Origin of the sequence: Halomarina halobia (assembly GCF_029338575.1) — an archaeon.
Taxonomy (GTDB): Archaea; Halobacteriota; Halobacteria; order Halobacteriales; family Haloarculaceae; genus Halomarina; species Halomarina halobia.
Map to the genome: position 1 here is coordinate 2020789 of NZ_CP119992.1, position 15063 is coordinate 2035851.

At 68.7% G+C, this 15063-nt stretch carries 18 protein-coding genes; 9 read left to right on the top strand and 9 right to left on the bottom strand.

Features of this window, described 5'->3' with window-relative positions; genetic code table 11:
• Together P1K31_RS10705 and P1K31_RS10710 are read right to left on the bottom strand one after the other, a co-directional pair.
• Complete coding sequence (locus tag P1K31_RS10705; RefSeq protein ID WP_276303319.1) at window positions 1-396, bottom strand: DUF7473 family protein; 396 nt, start codon at window positions 394-396, stop codon at window positions 1-3.
• A 6-nt stretch (window positions 397-402) separates the two neighbouring features.
• Complete coding sequence (locus tag P1K31_RS10710; RefSeq protein ID WP_276303320.1) at window positions 403-963, bottom strand: TATA-box-binding protein; 561 nt, start codon at window positions 961-963, stop codon at window positions 403-405.
• A 116-nt stretch (window positions 964-1079) separates the two neighbouring features.
• On the opposite strand from P1K31_RS10710, the gene P1K31_RS10715 reads away from it, so the two are divergent.
• The gene (locus P1K31_RS10715; RefSeq protein WP_276303321.1) at window positions 1080-2042 is read left to right on the top strand and encodes a methyltransferase domain-containing protein; all 963 of its coding nucleotides are present in this window, start codon (window positions 1080-1082) and stop codon (window positions 2040-2042) included.
• Between the two features lie 109 nt (window positions 2043-2151).
• Complete coding sequence (locus P1K31_RS10720; protein WP_276303322.1) at window positions 2152-2295, top strand: rubrerythrin-like domain-containing protein; 144 nt, start codon at window positions 2152-2154, stop codon at window positions 2293-2295.
• A gap of 3 nt (window positions 2296-2298) precedes the next feature.
• Here P1K31_RS10720 and P1K31_RS10725 read toward each other — a convergent pair whose 3' ends face one another.
• The 3 genes from P1K31_RS10725 to P1K31_RS10735 all read right to left on the bottom strand — a co-directional run bounded on the left by P1K31_RS10725 (window position 2299) and on the right by P1K31_RS10735 (window position 5100).
• Entirely contained in the window at window positions 2299-3294 is a 996-nt protein-coding gene (locus tag P1K31_RS10725) for an AAA family ATPase (protein ID WP_276303323.1), read from the bottom strand.
• A 74-nt stretch (window positions 3295-3368) separates the two neighbouring features.
• On the bottom strand, window positions 3369-4520 hold the full coding sequence (locus P1K31_RS10730; RefSeq protein WP_276303324.1) for a DUF4382 domain-containing protein: 1152 nt from the start codon (window positions 4518-4520) through the stop codon (window positions 3369-3371).
• Window positions 4521-4629: 109 nt separating this feature from the next.
• Complete coding sequence (locus P1K31_RS10735) at window positions 4630-5100, bottom strand: SHOCT domain-containing protein (RefSeq protein ID WP_276303325.1); 471 nt, start codon at window positions 5098-5100, stop codon at window positions 4630-4632.
• 79 nt (window positions 5101-5179) lie between these two features.
• On the opposite strand from P1K31_RS10735, the gene rnz reads away from it, so the two are divergent.
• From rnz to P1K31_RS10750, 3 genes are read left to right on the top strand one after another with little or no spacing between them, the layout of a single operon-like run.
• Window positions 5180-6115: a ribonuclease Z gene (gene rnz, locus P1K31_RS10740; protein WP_276303326.1), complete on the top strand. Its 936-nt coding sequence runs from the start codon at window positions 5180-5182 to the stop codon at window positions 6113-6115.
• Window positions 6116-6126: 11 nt separating this feature from the next.
• The gene (locus P1K31_RS10745) at window positions 6127-6357 is read left to right on the top strand and encodes a hypothetical protein (RefSeq protein WP_276303327.1); all 231 of its coding nucleotides are present in this window, start codon (window positions 6127-6129) and stop codon (window positions 6355-6357) included.
• Between the two features lie 42 nt (window positions 6358-6399).
• Window positions 6400-8454: a DUF460 domain-containing protein gene (locus P1K31_RS10750; RefSeq protein ID WP_276303328.1), complete on the top strand. Its 2055-nt coding sequence runs from the start codon at window positions 6400-6402 to the stop codon at window positions 8452-8454.
• A gap of 1 nt (window position 8455) precedes the next feature.
• Here P1K31_RS10750 and P1K31_RS10755 read toward each other — a convergent pair whose 3' ends face one another.
• Window positions 8456-8644, bottom strand: coding sequence for a DUF7470 family protein (locus P1K31_RS10755; RefSeq protein ID WP_276303329.1), 189 nt, complete (start codon window positions 8642-8644; stop codon window positions 8456-8458).
• A gap of 384 nt (window positions 8645-9028) precedes the next feature.
• Window positions 9029-9568, bottom strand: coding sequence for a CDP-2,3-bis-(O-geranylgeranyl)-sn-glycerol synthase (locus P1K31_RS10760; protein ID WP_276303330.1), 540 nt, complete (start codon window positions 9566-9568; stop codon window positions 9029-9031).
• Between the two features lie 49 nt (window positions 9569-9617).
• Between P1K31_RS10760 and P1K31_RS10765 the strand changes: the two genes are divergently transcribed.
• Entirely contained in the window at window positions 9618-9824 is a 207-nt protein-coding gene (locus tag P1K31_RS10765; RefSeq protein WP_276303331.1) for a hypothetical protein, read from the top strand.
• Window positions 9825-9872: 48 nt separating this feature from the next.
• Window positions 9873-10706, top strand: a complete 834-nt coding sequence (locus tag P1K31_RS10770) for a proline dehydrogenase family protein (protein WP_276303332.1) — start codon at window positions 9873-9875, stop codon at window positions 10704-10706.
• A 1-nt stretch (window position 10707) separates the two neighbouring features.
• Here the strand turns inward: P1K31_RS10770 and P1K31_RS10775 are convergent, their stop codons facing one another.
• The gene (locus P1K31_RS10775; RefSeq protein WP_276303333.1) at window positions 10708-11355 is read right to left on the bottom strand and encodes a DUF502 domain-containing protein; all 648 of its coding nucleotides are present in this window, start codon (window positions 11353-11355) and stop codon (window positions 10708-10710) included.
• Window positions 11356-11411: 56 nt separating this feature from the next.
• Window positions 11412-11570: a DUF7556 family protein gene (locus tag P1K31_RS10780; protein WP_276303334.1), complete on the bottom strand. Its 159-nt coding sequence runs from the start codon at window positions 11568-11570 to the stop codon at window positions 11412-11414.
• 397 nt (window positions 11571-11967) lie between these two features.
• Between P1K31_RS10780 and P1K31_RS10785 the strand changes: the two genes are divergently transcribed.
• Window positions 11968-13830 carry an ABC transporter substrate-binding protein gene (locus P1K31_RS10785; protein WP_276303335.1) on the top strand — a complete coding sequence of 621 codons (1863 nt, stop codon included), beginning with the start codon at window positions 11968-11970 and terminating at the stop codon, window positions 13828-13830.
• 160 nt (window positions 13831-13990) lie between these two features.
• Complete coding sequence (locus P1K31_RS10790; protein WP_276303336.1) at window positions 13991-15061, top strand: ABC transporter permease; 1071 nt, start codon at window positions 13991-13993, stop codon at window positions 15059-15061.
• Window positions 15062-15063 lie beyond the last annotated feature (2 nt).

A 15063-nucleotide genomic window follows, 5' to 3' on the forward strand; every position in this document is an offset into this window, starting at 1 on the left:
CTACAGGGGTGCGGTCGAGAGGGTGACGATCAGGAAGAAGACGATGAGACTGAGGATGACCGTCACCGCGTAGTGGACGACGGTGACGAGCGCCCCCACCGCCGCGCGGACGCGGTAGACGAAGCGGATGGCGAGGAAGTCGCCGATCACGCCGACGAGGATCATCGCCCACGTCGGGTACTGCTGGAGCAGCAGCGTCACCGCCGCCGGGACGGGGCCGACGAACAGCGCCCGCGAGTACGGCACGTCGCCGAGGACGTAGCGCGCGGCGACGTGCGCGGTGAGCGCGAACAGCAGCGAGAGGAGGACGAACGTCCCGACGAGCGCGAGCGGACCGCCGGCCGTCGGCGTCACCTGCTGCACCGCTAGCGCGTCGATACTCCGGAGAAACGACATGCTCGGTTACTCGAGCAGGCCGAGTTCTTCGAGCCGCGAGACGATCTTGTCGACCGCCTGCTCCGCGTCCTCGGGCTTCTTGCCGCCCGTGATGACGAGCTTGCCCGAGCCGAACAGGAGCGCGACCACGTCGGGGTCGTCGAGGCGGTAGACGAGGCCGGGGAACTGCTCGGGTTCGTACTCGATGTTCTCGAGGCCGAGGCCGATGGCGATGGCGTTCAGGTTGAGCGTGCGCCCGAGGTCGGCCGAGGTGACGATGTTCTGGACGACGATCTCGGGGTCCTCGTCCACGCGGATCTCCAGGTCGCGGAGCTTGTCGAAGACGATGCGCAGGCTCTCGTGAACGTCGTCGGTGCTCTTCGCGCCCGTGCAGACGATCTTGCCCGAGCGGAAGATGAGGGCGGCCGATTTGGGGTTCTGCGTCCGGTAGACGAGGCCGGGGAACTGCTCCGGATCGTAGTCGGCCCCCTCGAGGTCCATCGCGACACTCTGCAGGTCAAGCTCCTGGCCGATGCCGGTCGAGGCCACCACGTTCTCGATGTTGATGGTTTCCTTGGGGTCGGTCATGGATTTCGACTTAAAACACGTATTTAACCTTTATAAAGGTGCGGGGGATGCGCTGACAGGTCGCGATCGCGACCCGTGTCCGGTACGCTCAAGCCGACACGCGGGCGAGTCCGCCCGTGTATCTCCTCGAACTCGTCGGCGAAGACGACCCCTTCGCGGCGTGCGAAGCGGAGAGCGCCTGCTCCGACGTGCGGCCGCTCGCGCCCGGCCTCGTCACGGCGCGCGGCGTCACAGAGCGCGTCGCGTCGCTCGCGTACACCCGCCGCGTCAGCGCGCTCCTCGGCACGACCGACGCCGACGTCGCCGCCGCGCGCGCCCTGCTCGACGCCGCGGGCGTCGACCGCGAGGGGACCGTCGCCGTCCGCGCGCGCGACGTCCGCGGGACGACCGGCGTGGACGCCCGACGCGCCGAGCGCGAGCTGGGGAGCGTCCTCGTCGAGCGCGGGTTCGCGGTCGACCTCGAGGACCCGGACCACGAGCTGCGCGCGTGCTTCTCGGACGGCACCTGTGCGCTCGGCTGGCTCGAGGTCGAGACGGCGCGTGACTTCGGCGAGCGCCGCCCCACCGATCGGCCGTTCTTCCAGCCGGGGAGCATGGACGCGATGCTGGCCCGCGCGCTGGTCAACGTCGCCGGGGCGCGCCCCGGCGCGCGCGTGCTCGACCCCATGTGCGGCACCGGCGGCGTGCTCGTCGAGGCGGGACTGGTGGGGGCGGCGGTGGTCGGCCTCGACGCCCAGCGGAAGATGGTCCGCGGCGCGCGCGAGAACCTCGCGCACTTCCTCGGTCCCGACCGCACCGAGACGCTCCGCGGCGACGCGACGCGCCTCCCCCTGTGCGACGACAGCGTGGACGCCGTCGTCTTCGACGCCCCCTACGGCCGCCAGTCGAAGATCGTGGGCGGCCTCGCCGATCTCGTCGGGGACGCGCTCGCGGAGGCCCGGCGGGTCGCCCCCCGGTGCGTGCTCGTCGCGGATCGCCCGTGGCGCGAGGCGGCGGAGGCGGCGGGCTGGACCGTCGAGCGCGCGTTCGAGCGGCGGGTCCACCGGTCGCTCGACCGGCACGTGCTCGTCCTCGGGTAGGGCCCCCCGGTCGCTCCTCGGATCGCCCAGCGATTGTCGGCCCCTGATACCGTCTCCTCGAATGTGTTATATGGTAACGTTTAACAATGTCGCGCGTACTACACCGGGCATGAATCTCGAGAGGACGGGGGGTGCGGACCCCTACTACGAGTGCATGGACTGTCAGGCGCGGTACGACACGGCGGAGGGCGGGCGGCTCTGTCGGAGGTGCGGGGGGTACCTCAGGAACCTCGCGGTGCCGCGCAACGAATAACCCCTATCTGCCGAGTTCGGCGAGCAGGTGGGCGAGGTGGATGCGGTCGCTCGTCCCGTCGGCCAGGTCGAGGTCCACCTCCCCGGCGAGGCGGTGCAGGCGCGCGAGTTCGCGTCCGGAGTGGCGAGAGCGGGCGACGCGGAGCACGTCGCCGAGGATCTCCTCGCCGCTGTAGCCCTCGTCGACGAGGAGCGCGTCGAGCGCGTCGCGGGCGTCCGCGAACTCGCCCGCCTCGGCGTCGGCGAGCATCTCCTCCACCGTCCCGGTCAGGCCCACGTCGCCGAGCGCCTCGTAGGCGGCGTTCATCGTCACCGCGCCGGCGGTCTCCGCGGTGGTCTGCGCGCCGAGGATCGCCCGCCGGAGGTCGCCGTCGGCGTAGCCCGCGACGTACTCGAGGCCGTCGGCCTCGTACTCGACCCCCTCCGCCTCGACGACGCCGCGCAGGACCGCCACCACCTCGTCGTGGGTCGGGGCCCGGACGGGGACGTTGAAGCAGCGCGAGCGGATCGGCGGGATGAGCTTCGAGGGCTGGCGCGTCGCGATGACGAACTGCGTCGTCCGGTGGTGGCGCTCCATCACCCGGCGCAGCGCCTGCTGGAAGTCCTCGCGGACCGTCTCGGCGTTGTCGAGCAGGATGGTCTTGTACGTCCCCGAGACGGGCGCGTACGCGGCCGCCTCCTTCAGGACGTGATTGATCATGTCCCGTTTCGACATCCGCGAGCGCCCGACCAGGAACGACGCGAAGCGCGGGTCGTTCTTGATCTCGGTCTTCGTCCGCGAGAAGAAGTCGTCGACGTTCAACTCGATGAGGTCGTTCTCGGAGTCGTGGGCCTCCCGCGCCAGCGCGCGGACGGCAGCGGTCTTGCCCGCACCCCGCGGACCGTAGCACACGAGGTTCATCGGCTCGTCGACCGCCCGTCGGAGGGCGTCGCGGACCTCCGCCTGCGGCAGGTCGTCCAGCGTCGGCGCGTGCGTTTCGGTCCACAGCGGGCCGTCCATGCCCGACGTGAGCCGTCGAACGGGTATGAATCGGTCGGTCGGCGCTCGCCGAGGACCGTCGGAGACGACGCGCGTCAGGTGCCGACGCTCACGGTCGCGTTCGCGTCCGCGCCGACCTCGGCGTCCGATTCGCCGCTCCCGTTCGCCCCCGCACTCGTCCCGGCGTTCGCGGAGGCACCCGCGCCGGCGCTCGCGTCGTCGCCACTCGCGCCGCCGCTACCTGCGGCACCGCCCGCCGCATCACCGCCCACCCCGAAGCGTACCGCGAGGTCGAGCGACGTGGTCGCCGTCGCTTCGCCGCTCCCGCGCGTCTCCACCCGGAGATTCACCGAGCGCTCCCCGTCGGGGAGCACCACGGTGACGGTGCCGTCGCCGCCGGTCGTCCCGGCCCGCTCGCCGTTCACGTAGACCGCGGCCTCCGCGACGGGGCCGCCGGGTCCGGTCACCTTCACGGTCGCCCGCTCGCCCGCCTCGACGGGGCCGACGAAGCGGGCGCGGACGCCCGCGTCGGCCGTCGCCACCGCGCGAAACGGCTGGTCCACACCGGACTCTTCGGCGACCGGTTTCAGGACGTACTTTCCGCTCCCCCCCGCCTCGAACACGGTCATGTCGAAGACGAAGTCGACCTCGCTCTCGCCCTCGCCGCCGACGGTGAAGCGGTCGTGGACGCGCAGGCGGTCGCTCGGGAGCTTCACGTTCACCCGCTCGCCACCCTTCAGGGTCCCGTTCACCTCGCTCACCTCGACGTAGACGCCGGTGTACGTCCCCTCCGGTACGGAGACGTTGCCGAGCAGGGTCGCGTTCGCCCCCAGCAGTTCCGTCAGGTCGACGCGGCGGTCGTCCACGTCGTAGGTGCGCCACTCGCCGTCGGCCTCCGCCTCGGCGTCGGCCTCACCGTCGATCTCGGCGGAGCCGTTCCCGCTCGCGTTCGCGGCGGTGGCGTTGCCGTCACTGGATGCGTTCATCGAGGCGTTCCCGGAGACGTTCGCCTCGACGTCGGCGTCCCCGGCGGTCCGGAGGCCCACCTCCGTGATCGTCACGTTGAGGTGCGAGAACGCCTCGATGGCGTTCGGCTGGTCGCTCACGTACACGTTCACGGTACCCGTCCGGGCCGCGTCCCCGCGGTCGGTATCGTCGCTCGTGCCGCTCGTCAGGGGCGTCCCGCTGAGACAACCGGCCAGGACGACCAGCCCGACGAGCAGCACGGCACTGCGTGTTGAGTTCATCGCATTTCGTGGTAGTCACGGAATCCTACAAAAATCGGTCGGCCGTTCGCGAGCGTTCGACCCCGCCACAGTCTCGCGATTGAACGGTTGAACGGCGTGAACGATGCGGTCAGGAACGCTCGTCGAGGCGGTCGCGCGTGCGCCACTCCGTCGCCGACTCGGGCGTCTCGGTCTCGAGCAGGCGATCGAGTTTCCGCTCGAACTGCTCGTCGGTGAGGTCGCCGCGCGCGTAGCGCGCGCGCAGGGTTCTGATCGCGTCGGCGGTGGACTCCCCGCGGTCGCGTCGATCCCCGTCGGCCCCGTTGCGGCTCCTCGACCCGGTCCCCGTCACGCGCTCGATCTCGCGGGCCACGTCGTCCGCGGCGCGCTCGATCCCGTCGACGAACGACTCGTCTCCGTCCTCCACGTCGAGCAGGAGGGCGACGATCGGGAGGAGGGCGGCGTACCCGACGATCCAGACGACGAAGAACGGGATCCGGGGGAGGACGCCGACGAAGAGGTCGAGCAGGCCAACCCCGAGGACCGCGAGCGCGAGGACCTCGACGATCTTCTCGCGGGCGCGCTCGCTGAGGGGACTCATGTTTCTCCATCACCGCGGCGGGCGAAAAACCTTCGCGCGCTTCCGAAGCGGGTATACGACCGCCGCGGCGAGTTGGGGTATGCACGTGACGTTCCTCGGAACCAGCGGGGCCGTCCCGACGACCGAGCGGAACACGAGCGCCGTCCTCGTCCGCCGAGAGGGCGAGCGCTTCCTCTTCGACGTCGGGGAGGGGACCCAGCGCCAGATGATGCGCTTCGGGACCGGCTTCGACGTCTCGAACGTCTTCCTCACCCACCTCCACGGCGACCACGTCCTCGGCCTGCCCGGCCTCTGCCAGACGTGGGACTTCAACGACCGCGAGGACGCCCTCGCCGTCCACGCGCCGCCCGGGACCCGCCGGGACGTGGAGCGCCTCCTCCGCGCGACGAACACGGACCCCTCCTACCCGGTGCGGATCAACGAGGTACGCCCGGGTGAGGTGGCGCTGCATGCCGACGACTACGAGGTGCGCGCCTTCCGCACCGAGCACCGCACCACGTCGGTCGGCTACGCCCTGATCGAGGACGAACGGAGGGGGCGGTTCGATCGCCAGCGGGCGGAGGAACTCGGCGTCCCCGTCGGTCCTATGTTCTCGCGGCTGCACTCGGGCGAATCGGTCGAGCTGGAGGACGGCACCGTCGTCCGACCCGAGCAGGTCGTCGGCGAGCCCCGTCCCGGTCGCCGCCTCGTCTACACCGGCGACACGCGGCCCGTCGACGCGACCGTCGAGGTGGCCGAGGGCGCGGACCTGTTGATCCACGACGCCACGTTCGCCGACGACCACGCGGAGCGAGCGCCCCAGACGGGCCACTCGACGGCCCGCGAGGCCGCTCGGATCGCCGCCCGCGCCGGGGCGAAGCGCCTCGCGCTCACCCACGTCTCGACGCGCTACGGGGGCTACCCGGCCCCCCTGCAGGAGGACGCGCGCGAGGTCTTCGACGGCGAGGCGTTCGTCGCCGAGGACGGCCAGGAGCTCGACGTGCCGTATCCCGATGAGCCACAGTCGGGAGAGTAGCGACTCCGCACGTGAGCGTCGCGCATTCGTCCGTTCGTCCCGTGACCGCGGGCACGGAGTGTGCGTACTGCGGCAGCGACCGCTCGCCCCACGATCCGGTGTTCGCGGAGGAAGCGACCGACGGACCCGACGACGAGCGCGAGTCGGTCGGCGAGTTCCGCAACTACGCCTGCCTGCACGAGTGGATCGAGGCCGCGGCGCTGGTCTACGGGACGGCCTGCGAGCGGTCGCCCGACGGGTGAACCGTCAGGAGGTTTTTATCGGTACGCGGTCTAGCACGGGCCGTGAGTACCCGCACGAGTACGCTCGACACGGTCGTGTTCGGGGTCGACGTCCAGAGCGGGGACGTCCGCGGGGACGCCCCCTCCTACGCCGTCGTCGCCTTCGACGTTCGAACCGCGCCCGGCGCGGTTCGAGCCAACCAGAACGCGGAGCGTTCCGGTGACGGCGAGCACGTCGACCGCGACGTCGTCTCCCTGCGAAAGCTCCGGCGACTCATCGACCGCGAGCGGCCCGCGATAGTCGCGACGGACAACGTGTACGAGCTAGCGGCCGACAAGGACGCGCTCGTACACCTCCTCCGCGAGCTCCCCTCGGAGACGAAGCTGGTGCAGGTGACCGGCGCGGAGCGACCCGAACCGCTCTCCCGGGTCGCCTCCCGTCACGGCGTCCCCTACGGCAAGAAACCGATGAAGGAGGCCGAGGCCGCCGCCCGTCTCGCCGCGGCCAACGTCGGTCACGAGGTGAGCGCGTTCACGAACACGACCACCGTGAAGGTCTCCCGCGGCCGCTCCACGGGCAAGGGCGGCTGGTCGGAGGACCGCTTCACCCGGCGCATCCACGGCAACGTCCAGGGGAAGGCCCGCGAGGTCGAGGACGCCCTCCGCGGGGCCGGCCTCGACTACGACGTCGAGCGGACCGAGAAGTACGGCGGCCTCGCCAACGCCGTCTTCACCGTCGAGGCCCGCCCGGGGGACATCCCCGTCTCGCGGCTCCGCCGGGGCGACGTGCGCGTCGAGATCGAGCGCGAGCGGCGCGACGGCATCGAGTTTCGGCCGCTGGCCAAGCGCCGCGACCGCGTCATCGTCGGGATCGATCCCGGGACGACCACCGCCGTCGCCGTCGTCGGCCTCGGCGGGGAGGTGCTCGACGTGCTCTCGACCCGGACGGCCGACACCGCCGAGGTGATCGAGTGGATCGTCGAGCGCGGCCGGCCGATCGTCGTGGCCGCGGACGTGACGCCGATGCCGGAGACGGTCGAGAAGATCCGCCGGAGCTTCGACGCCGCCGCCTGGACGCCCGAGCGCGACCTCCTGATCGACTCGAAGCAGCACCGCACCCGCGAGATCGGGTACGACAACGACCACGAGCGCGACGCGACGGCCGCCGCGCTCTTCGCGTTCGACCACCACGAGGACCAGTTCGAGCGCATCGCGCGGAAGGTGCCCGCGACCGTGGACCGCGGCGAGGTGATCGCTCGGGTCGTCTCCGGCGGGGAGTCCGTCGAGGCCGTCGTCGACGACCTCACCGAGGACGAGACGACCGAAGAGGAGGAACCCGAGCACGCGCCGCGCGAACTCACGCCCGAGGAGAAGCGCATCAAGCACCTCGAATCGCGCATCGATCGCCTCGAATCGCACGTGGAGGACCTCCGCGAGACCGTCTCGACGAAGGACGACCGCATCGCCGAGTACGAGCGCGAACTGAGCGAGACCCGCCGCGAGGAGCGCCGCGAGGCGCGCGAGCGTCGGCTCGTCGCCCGACTCGAACGCGAGAACGATCGTCTCGAGCGCGAACTCGCAGAGCAGCGCGAGGAGACCGAGAGCCTGGAGGACAAGCTCGAACGCCTGAAGACGCTCTGGAAGCTCGATCACTCGAACTTCGCCGACGTGGCCGAGGGCCGGCGCGACCTCGTCCCCGTGAAGGTGATCGAGCAGTTCACCAAGGGAGCCATCGAGGCCGCGGACGGGAGTTTCGGCCTCGCGGCTGGCGACGTCGTCTTCCTCCGCGACGCCAGCGGCGCGGGCCGTTCCACCGCGAAGCGACTGGCGGCGACGGACCCGCGGGTCGTCCTCCGGCAAGGTGGCCTCTCGGACGCGGCCGACGAGGTGCTGTTCGAACACGGGATCCCCGTCGGTCCCGCGAACGACGTGTCGATCCAGGAGATCGACGAACTCGCGATCGCCCCCGAGTCCGAGGTCGAGGCGGTCGTCGCGGACTGGGAGGAGCGCGCCGAGGAGCGCCGTCGCCAGCAGAAGGGCGCGATGGTCGACCGCCTCATCAGCGAGCACCGCGCGGGCTACGACGAGGCGGGACGCGCCGACGGGACCGGCGGGTAGCCTAGAACATCCCCTCCATCCCGAACGCCGAGAGCATCGTTCCGACGAGGCCCTTCGCGACGAGCAGGAGCCCGACCAGCACGAGCGCGACGCCGCCCGCGATCAGGAGGTTCTCGAGCGCGAGCACCGCGAGGCCGCCGACGAGCAGGAGCAACCCCGCGAAGCCGGTCCGACCGAGTTTACCGAACATACCGGTCCTGCCCGGCGGACGGGCAAAAGCGTGTAGGTGTCGCCGTCGCTCTACGAGGACGGGAGTGGCGGACAGGCGACGCCGCGGGGGTGTTCGCGGGGCGTGGCGTCGCGCAATCGCGAAGCGCCCCGCGACGGAAGTTACGTCACGGGGGGTTCTGGTCCCGTCTTCTGTCATAAAGGTACGGGCCGGGCGAGCGATCCGAACGACCCGAGCACCACCGATAGCACCAGCGCGGCACCCGCGAGCGAACACAGTGAGCGAGCGGACGCGCCGAACCCCCGGAGGGGGGTGAGGCGCGGTTTTGATCCAGCTTTTGCCAGCGAGCCGCCAGCGACCGCGAAGCGTGTCGCTGGCGCGCGAGCGCAGCAAAAGGTGGTGGTTCTAGTACGGCTCGTCCTTCAGCCCCCACAGGTACGCGACGACGTTCGTCGCGACGTGCAGGAGCGGCGTGAGCAGGAGCACGACGGCGATCGTCGGGCGTGTGAACGTGCGGTCGAACCAGCGCGGGGCGAGGAGTCGCGCGAGACCGAGCGCGCCCGCCACGAAGTCGAGTTGGTCGAGGCCGACGGCCATCTGACCGCGGTCGAGGCCGGTGCGGCGCTTGTAGAACGAGCCGGCGATGTCGCCGAGCATGGCACCGAGGGCGAGCGCGACACCGGTGCGGAGCGAGAACCGCGGGAGCGACCAGCCGGTCCGTCCCTCGACCCGCCCGGCGACGCGGTTCAGCAGGAGCGAGAGGAGCGCGCCCGCGAGGGTGCCGACCGCCGTCCCCCGCCAGGTCTTGCCGTCGCCGAGGAGACGCTTCCCGTTCCACACCCGACCGCCGTCTATGGGGCGGCCGCCGCCGAAGAGGACGGCGGCGTTGTTCGGAACGTACGCGGGGAGCATCGCCCAGACGGCGCGAGCCACGGCCTCTAACATACGCTTCGCTCATCGTAGCGCGAATATAAAGGGGGATGGAACGGACGAGATGGGATCGGGGGGAACGGAACCGGGCGGCGGGCCGCGACGCTACGTCGGCGACCGCTTCGTGCTCTCGACGAACTCGACCGCGCGCTCGCCGACGACCGCGCGACGGTACCACCTCGAACTACCGCTGTCGACCGATCTCGATCCGCTGGCGAGTATCACGATGCACCCGAAGGACGGCGTCGAGACGATCGTCCGCGGGCGGTAGCCGAGGAAAAGCGAGCCCTCAAGTGAGGACCGACAGAACCCACCAGCCATGATCCCTCCGGTCGCCAGGCGGTTCGTCGCGGGCGAGACTCCGGCCGAAGTGCTCGAACACGCGCGTCGGTTGCGAGAGCGGAACGTACGGAGCATCGTCAACCTGCTCGGGGAGCACTACCGCGACCCCGAACCGGCCGCCGAGGACGCGGCGACCTACCGGCAGCTCGTCGCCGACATCGCGGGGGCCGACATCGGCGCGTGCATCTCGGTGAAACCCTCCCAGATCGGCCTCGGCGTCGACGCGAGGACGTTCGAGGGGAACCTCGGGGGGATCGTCGCCGCCGCCGAGCGCGAGGGCGTGTTCGTCTGGATCGACATGGAGGACCACACGACGACCGACGACACGATCGACGCCTTCGAGCGCTTCGTGACGGAGCACCCCGAGATGGGGATCTGCGTACAGGCGAACCTGAAGCGCACCCGCGACGACCTCGAACGGCTGGTCGAGTTGCCCGGGAAGGTCCGGCTCGTGAAGGGGGCGTACGACGAGCCGAGGGAGATCTCGTTGAAGGGTCGCGCCGCGGTCAACGACGCCTACCGCGAGCACCTCGAATACCTCTTCCGGGAGTACGACGGGACGGTGGCCGTGGGGAGCCACGACCCCGCGATGATCGACCGGGCGATCGAACTGCACGGGGAGTACGGCACCGACTTCGAGATCCAGATGCTCATGGGCGTCCGGGAGGACGCGCAGGTCGAACTCGCCCGGGAGTACCCGGTCTACCAGTACGTCCCCTACGGCACCAAGTGGTTCTCGTACTTCTACCGGCGGGTGATGGAGCGCAAGGAGAACCTCGTGTTCGCGCTCCGGGCCGTCGCCGGCGTCTGAATCAGTTGAGCGTCCGCCGTTCCGCGTCCTCCTCGTTGACGGCGATGGGGATGCCGCCGTCCTTGCTGTCGCCGAAGCCCGCGGAGAGAACGCGCGTGAGGGCGTCCTCGACGGTCTCGCCGGTTTCGGTGTACTGGCCGGGGTCGCACTCGACGACGAACCCGGTGGTGATGTTCGGGGAGGTCGGAATGAAGAGGAGTTCGTGGCCGTCGTCCGTCACCTTCCCGGTCTTGAACGCGGTCATGCGCAGCCCGTTCCACGTCTCGAGTTTGACCGGGCTCTGGAGGTCGTCGGGGCCGGAGACGGCGGTCTCGACCGCCATCTTCGAGGCGTTGTAGACCACCCGGAGCCCGGGAAGCTGGTTCATCGCCGAGTCGATGCTCCCCTCGACGACGTTGCCGAACGTCGTCCGCATCATGTACCCGATCGAGAAGGTGAGGAGGACGAAGACGAGCAGCAGGAGGCCGACTTCGAGGTAGGGGGCGGACCACTTGAGCCCCGTCGGAAGCGTGGCCGGTTCGATGTCGATGATCCCCAGGGCGGCGACCCGGTCGAACAGCCACTTGAGGATGTAGAGGGTGACGAGGACCGGGGCGAGTACGATGACGCCGCTGGCGAAATCGCGCTTCCACGAACCGGAGAGGGCCATTGAGGGGACAAAAACGCCAGCCGATTATCAGTCTTCCTCCTCGCGTGAAGGACCGCTCACCGATACGCTTCGAGCGGGAGGGCCTCGGAGAGCGGGAGGGCGAGCCACGCCCCGTCGCGGCAGATGTCGGCGATAATGAGCCGCTGGTCGTCGATCGCGGTCATCACCTCGCACTCGTCGTCCGCGTCGGACGTCGCCGCCGTATTCGGCTTCATCATGTGACAATAGCTAACATCCCGTAATAAACATGTCGAACTCAATCCGAACCGTCACGCGTTTCGAGCCGGTATTTGACCCGTAGAGCGCATCGCGTCGCCGAGTTCGAGCGGTATGTATACGGACTGCTGTAAGTCATGTACGCAGCGACCGCCCGCTTTCGGGCGATCGAAGCGGTAAACAGTTACAGCAGTCCGTATAGGGACGACGGCAATGTGTGAAGCGCAGATTTTACCTAACCGAATATATAGGGGACGGGAAGAGCTACGTGGAGGTCGTGTGGGCGCATGTCACACGAAGACGTGAAGGAAAACGGGCGGTTAGCGCGGCCGGGCAGACCGCTAACGACCGGACAACGGCAGACTTATCAATCATAATCAAATACGAGGATTTGGAATGACAGACAATAACGGAGTATCACGGCGTCGGTTCCTTCGGGCGACCGGTGGCGCGGCGGCCGCCGCTGCGCTCGCGGGTTGCATGGGCGGCGACGACGGCGACGGTAACGGCAGCGGCAACGGCGACCAGGAACCCCAGAAGGGCGGAACGTATCGGAAGATCAACTCGACGATCACGACGTTCGACCCCGTGGCGGCGGGGGACACGGCCTCTGGGCAGGTCGTCCAGCAGCTGTTCGATCCGCTGATGAACTACCCGAACGGCGAGACCGAGGTCGAGTCGCTCCTCGCCGCGGAGGTCGCGGAGAACGACGACGCCTCCCAGTACACGTTCACGATCAAGGACGCGCAGTTCCACAACGGCGATCCGGTCCGCGCGCAGGACTTCGTCTACTCCTTCGAGCGACTCGCCGCGTCGCCCCACTCCGAGCGGGCGTACTTCCTCCTCGACTCGCTCGGCGTGACCCACGAGACGGACGGCGACGGGAACTACAAGCCCGGTACCCTCGGCGTCGAGGCGGAGGACGAGAAGACGTTCGTCGTCAACCTCGAACGCCCGTTCCACGCGTCGCTGCAGATGCTCGCGTACAGCTCCTTCGCGGCGGTACCCGAGGGGATCGTCGGCGGGATCGACGAGGAGACGAACGGGGACGGCGACCCGAGCCAGCAGTACAAGCAGTTCGCCCAGCAGGAGCCGATCGGTTCCGGGCCGTTCGTGTTCGACGGCTGGGAGAAGGGGACGGCTGCCGACGCCAGCCGCTTCGAGGACTACCACGGCGAGGCGGCCTACGTCGATAAGGTCCACTGGCAGGTCATCGAGGACGACCAGGCGATCTACAACTACGCCATGGGGAAGAACGTCGACACGTTCCCCATTCCCACGCCGAAGTACCAGCAGAGCAAGATCAAGGACGACGAGAAGGACGAGCAGGGGCGCACCGTCGGCAAGTACGGGCCGCTCGAGAACGGCGAGGAGGTCAACTACCTGAAGGTCCCCGAGGTTTCCACCTACTACTTCGCGTTCAACACCGCGAAGGTGCCCAAGCCCGTCCGCCAGGCGGTCGCCTACGTGACCGACCAGGAGCAGCTGGCGAACGAGGTCTACAAGGGCCGCGTCGAACCCGGCTACCACCTCACCCCACCGCTCGTCTTCCCCGGCGAGGGCGAGGGGTACGATAGCCACATCGAGGAGGCCTACCCCTACGGCAAGGAGTCGCAGGTCGACGAGGCGAAGCGGGTCATGGAGGAGGCCGGCTACGGCGAGAACAACCGTATCTCGGTCACCTTCACCCACTACGTCTCCGACACGTGGAAGCAGATCGCGCAGATCCTCCAGCAACAGCTCCGCGGCGCCTACATCGACCTCAAGATCGAGCAGGCGGAGTTCGCGACGCTGCTCGAACGCGGGGAGAAGGGCAACCTCCAGGCGTACACCCTCGGCTGGATCGCCGACTGGCCGGCACCCGACAACTTCCTGCAGCTCATCAACCCGTCGAACACCTACACCGGCCAGACGGGCGTGCTGACCTACACCAACTGGGGCCGCGAACAGGAGACCGAGGCGTCGAAGGCGGCCGCAGAGGCGTGGAAGACCATCAGCGGCAACCTCGAACCGACCGACGAGGCCCAGGAGAAGCGCAACGCGGCCTACAAGAAGATGGAGGAGGCCAACTGGGAGGACGTCGTGCTCGTGAACACCTTCCACGGTGCCACCGAGCGCTTCAGCTACGACTACCTCCACGCGCCCAAGTTCGGCGCGATGGGGCCATCGCGCCAGAAGTACAACCGGTTCTGGATCGAACAGGACGCGCAGCCCGATTCCACCGACGCACCGCCCAGCGGCAACAACAGCAGCCAGTAACCGCCCGCCTCCCTTTTTGCCCCGAGGCAAGGGATGGAAAGACATAATTGCCGCAACACAAAACCCAGCGATACGCTACAATGATTCACACCTGCAGCGACGGCGGTAGAGACCGCTCTATTCGCCGTTTGCGCCAGCGAGCCGACAGCGGTGGTGCACTATGAGTCGGTGGAGTTACTTCCTCCGACGACTGGTGCTCGTGGTTCCGATCCTGCTGTTCTCGATGTCGCTTACCTTCCTCATCATCCGGATCGGCCCGACCGACCCGGTGGCGGCCATCGTCGGACTGAACAACGACCCGCAGTATCGGATCGCTGTCGCGAAGAGTATCGGCATCCTTGATAAGAACGGAGACCCCGTACCGCTCTGGAGACAGTACGTCGACTTCATGTGGGGGCTGCTCACGTTCGACCTCGGTCAGGCGTGGGTGATCAATCGCGGGACGTCCGTCACCGACCTCATCGCCAGCCGCGCGCCGCGGACCATCTGGCTCGGGTTCTGGTCGGTGCTCGTCGCGCTGTTCATCGGCATTCCGCTCGGGTTCTACGCCGGCCTGAACCCGAACACGCTGTCCGACTACACCGCCTCCTTCGGCGGGATCGTCTGGCGCGCCATGCCGAACTTCTGGCTCGGCATCATCCTCGCCGGGGTGCTGGTCACCTCCTCCGAACTCACCAACGGGCTGTTCAACTGGAGCGAGTTCATCGTCGAGACCGACGTCATCACCGCGCCGCCGCTCGATAACCTCAGCTTCGTCTCGTTCGAGGGCGGCGTCCCGTCGTACGACGGGGAGGGGTTCGAGAACCTCGTCGCGGCGATAAAACAGATCCTCCCGGCCGCGCTCGTGCTGGGATCGGCGTCGATGGGTAACGAGATGCGCATCGGCCGGACGGCGGTGCTCGAGACGATCAACTCCAACTACGTCGAGACGGCTCGGGCGAAGGGGCTCTCGGAGCGCGTCATCGTCTGGAAGCACGTCTTCCGCAACGCGCTCATCCCCCTCGTGCCGGTCATCACGGCGGAGGCGTTCCTGCTCATCGGCGGCTCGGTCGTCGTGGAGTCCGTCTTCGGCATCAACGGCCTCGGGAAGCTCTTCTTCGACGCGACGGTCCAGGGGGACCTCCCGCTGGCCGGGGCGCTGATATTCATCTTCGTCCTCATCACGCTCGGCATGAACATCCTACAGGACTTCCTCTACACCGTGATCGATCCGCGGATCGGGTACGAATGACC

Bases quoted from the DNA above. Each gene is read 5' to 3' on its own strand.
- P1K31_RS10770 (WP_276303332.1), top strand. From the start codon at position 9,873: ATGATCCCTCCGGTCGCCAGGCGGTTCGTCGCGGGCGAGACTCCGGCC.
- P1K31_RS10735 (WP_276303325.1), bottom strand. From the start codon at position 5,100: ATGAGTCCCCTCAGCGAGCGCGCCCGCGAGAAGATCGTCGAGGTCCTC.
- P1K31_RS10755 (WP_276303329.1), bottom strand. From the start codon at position 8,644: ATGTTCGGTAAACTCGGTCGGACCGGCTTCGCGGGGTTGCTCCTGCTC.
- P1K31_RS10710 (WP_276303320.1), bottom strand. From the start codon at position 963: ATGACCGACCCCAAGGAAACCATCAACATCGAGAACGTGGTGGCCTCG.
- P1K31_RS10730 (WP_276303324.1), bottom strand. From the start codon at position 4,520: ATGAACTCAACACGCAGTGCCGTGCTGCTCGTCGGGCTGGTCGTCCTG.
- P1K31_RS10780 (WP_276303334.1), bottom strand. From the start codon at position 11,570: ATGAAGCCGAATACGGCGGCGACGTCCGACGCGGACGACGAGTGCGAG.
- P1K31_RS10705 (WP_276303319.1), bottom strand. From the start codon at position 396: ATGTCGTTTCTCCGGAGTATCGACGCGCTAGCGGTGCAGCAGGTGACG.
- P1K31_RS10785 (WP_276303335.1), top strand. From the start codon at position 11,968: ATGACAGACAATAACGGAGTATCACGGCGTCGGTTCCTTCGGGCGACC.
- P1K31_RS10775 (WP_276303333.1), bottom strand. From the start codon at position 11,355: ATGGCCCTCTCCGGTTCGTGGAAGCGCGATTTCGCCAGCGGCGTCATC.
- P1K31_RS10760 (WP_276303330.1), bottom strand. From the start codon at position 9,568: ATGTTAGAGGCCGTGGCTCGCGCCGTCTGGGCGATGCTCCCCGCGTAC.
- P1K31_RS10725 (WP_276303323.1), bottom strand. From the start codon at position 3,294: ATGGACGGCCCGCTGTGGACCGAAACGCACGCGCCGACGCTGGACGAC.
- rnz (WP_276303326.1), top strand. From the start codon at position 5,180: ATGCACGTGACGTTCCTCGGAACCAGCGGGGCCGTCCCGACGACCGAG.
- P1K31_RS10765 (WP_276303331.1), top strand. From the start codon at position 9,618: ATGGGATCGGGGGGAACGGAACCGGGCGGCGGGCCGCGACGCTACGTC.
- P1K31_RS10720 (WP_276303322.1), top strand. From the start codon at position 2,152: ATGAATCTCGAGAGGACGGGGGGTGCGGACCCCTACTACGAGTGCATG.
- P1K31_RS10790 (WP_276303336.1), top strand. From the start codon at position 13,991: ATGAGTCGGTGGAGTTACTTCCTCCGACGACTGGTGCTCGTGGTTCCG.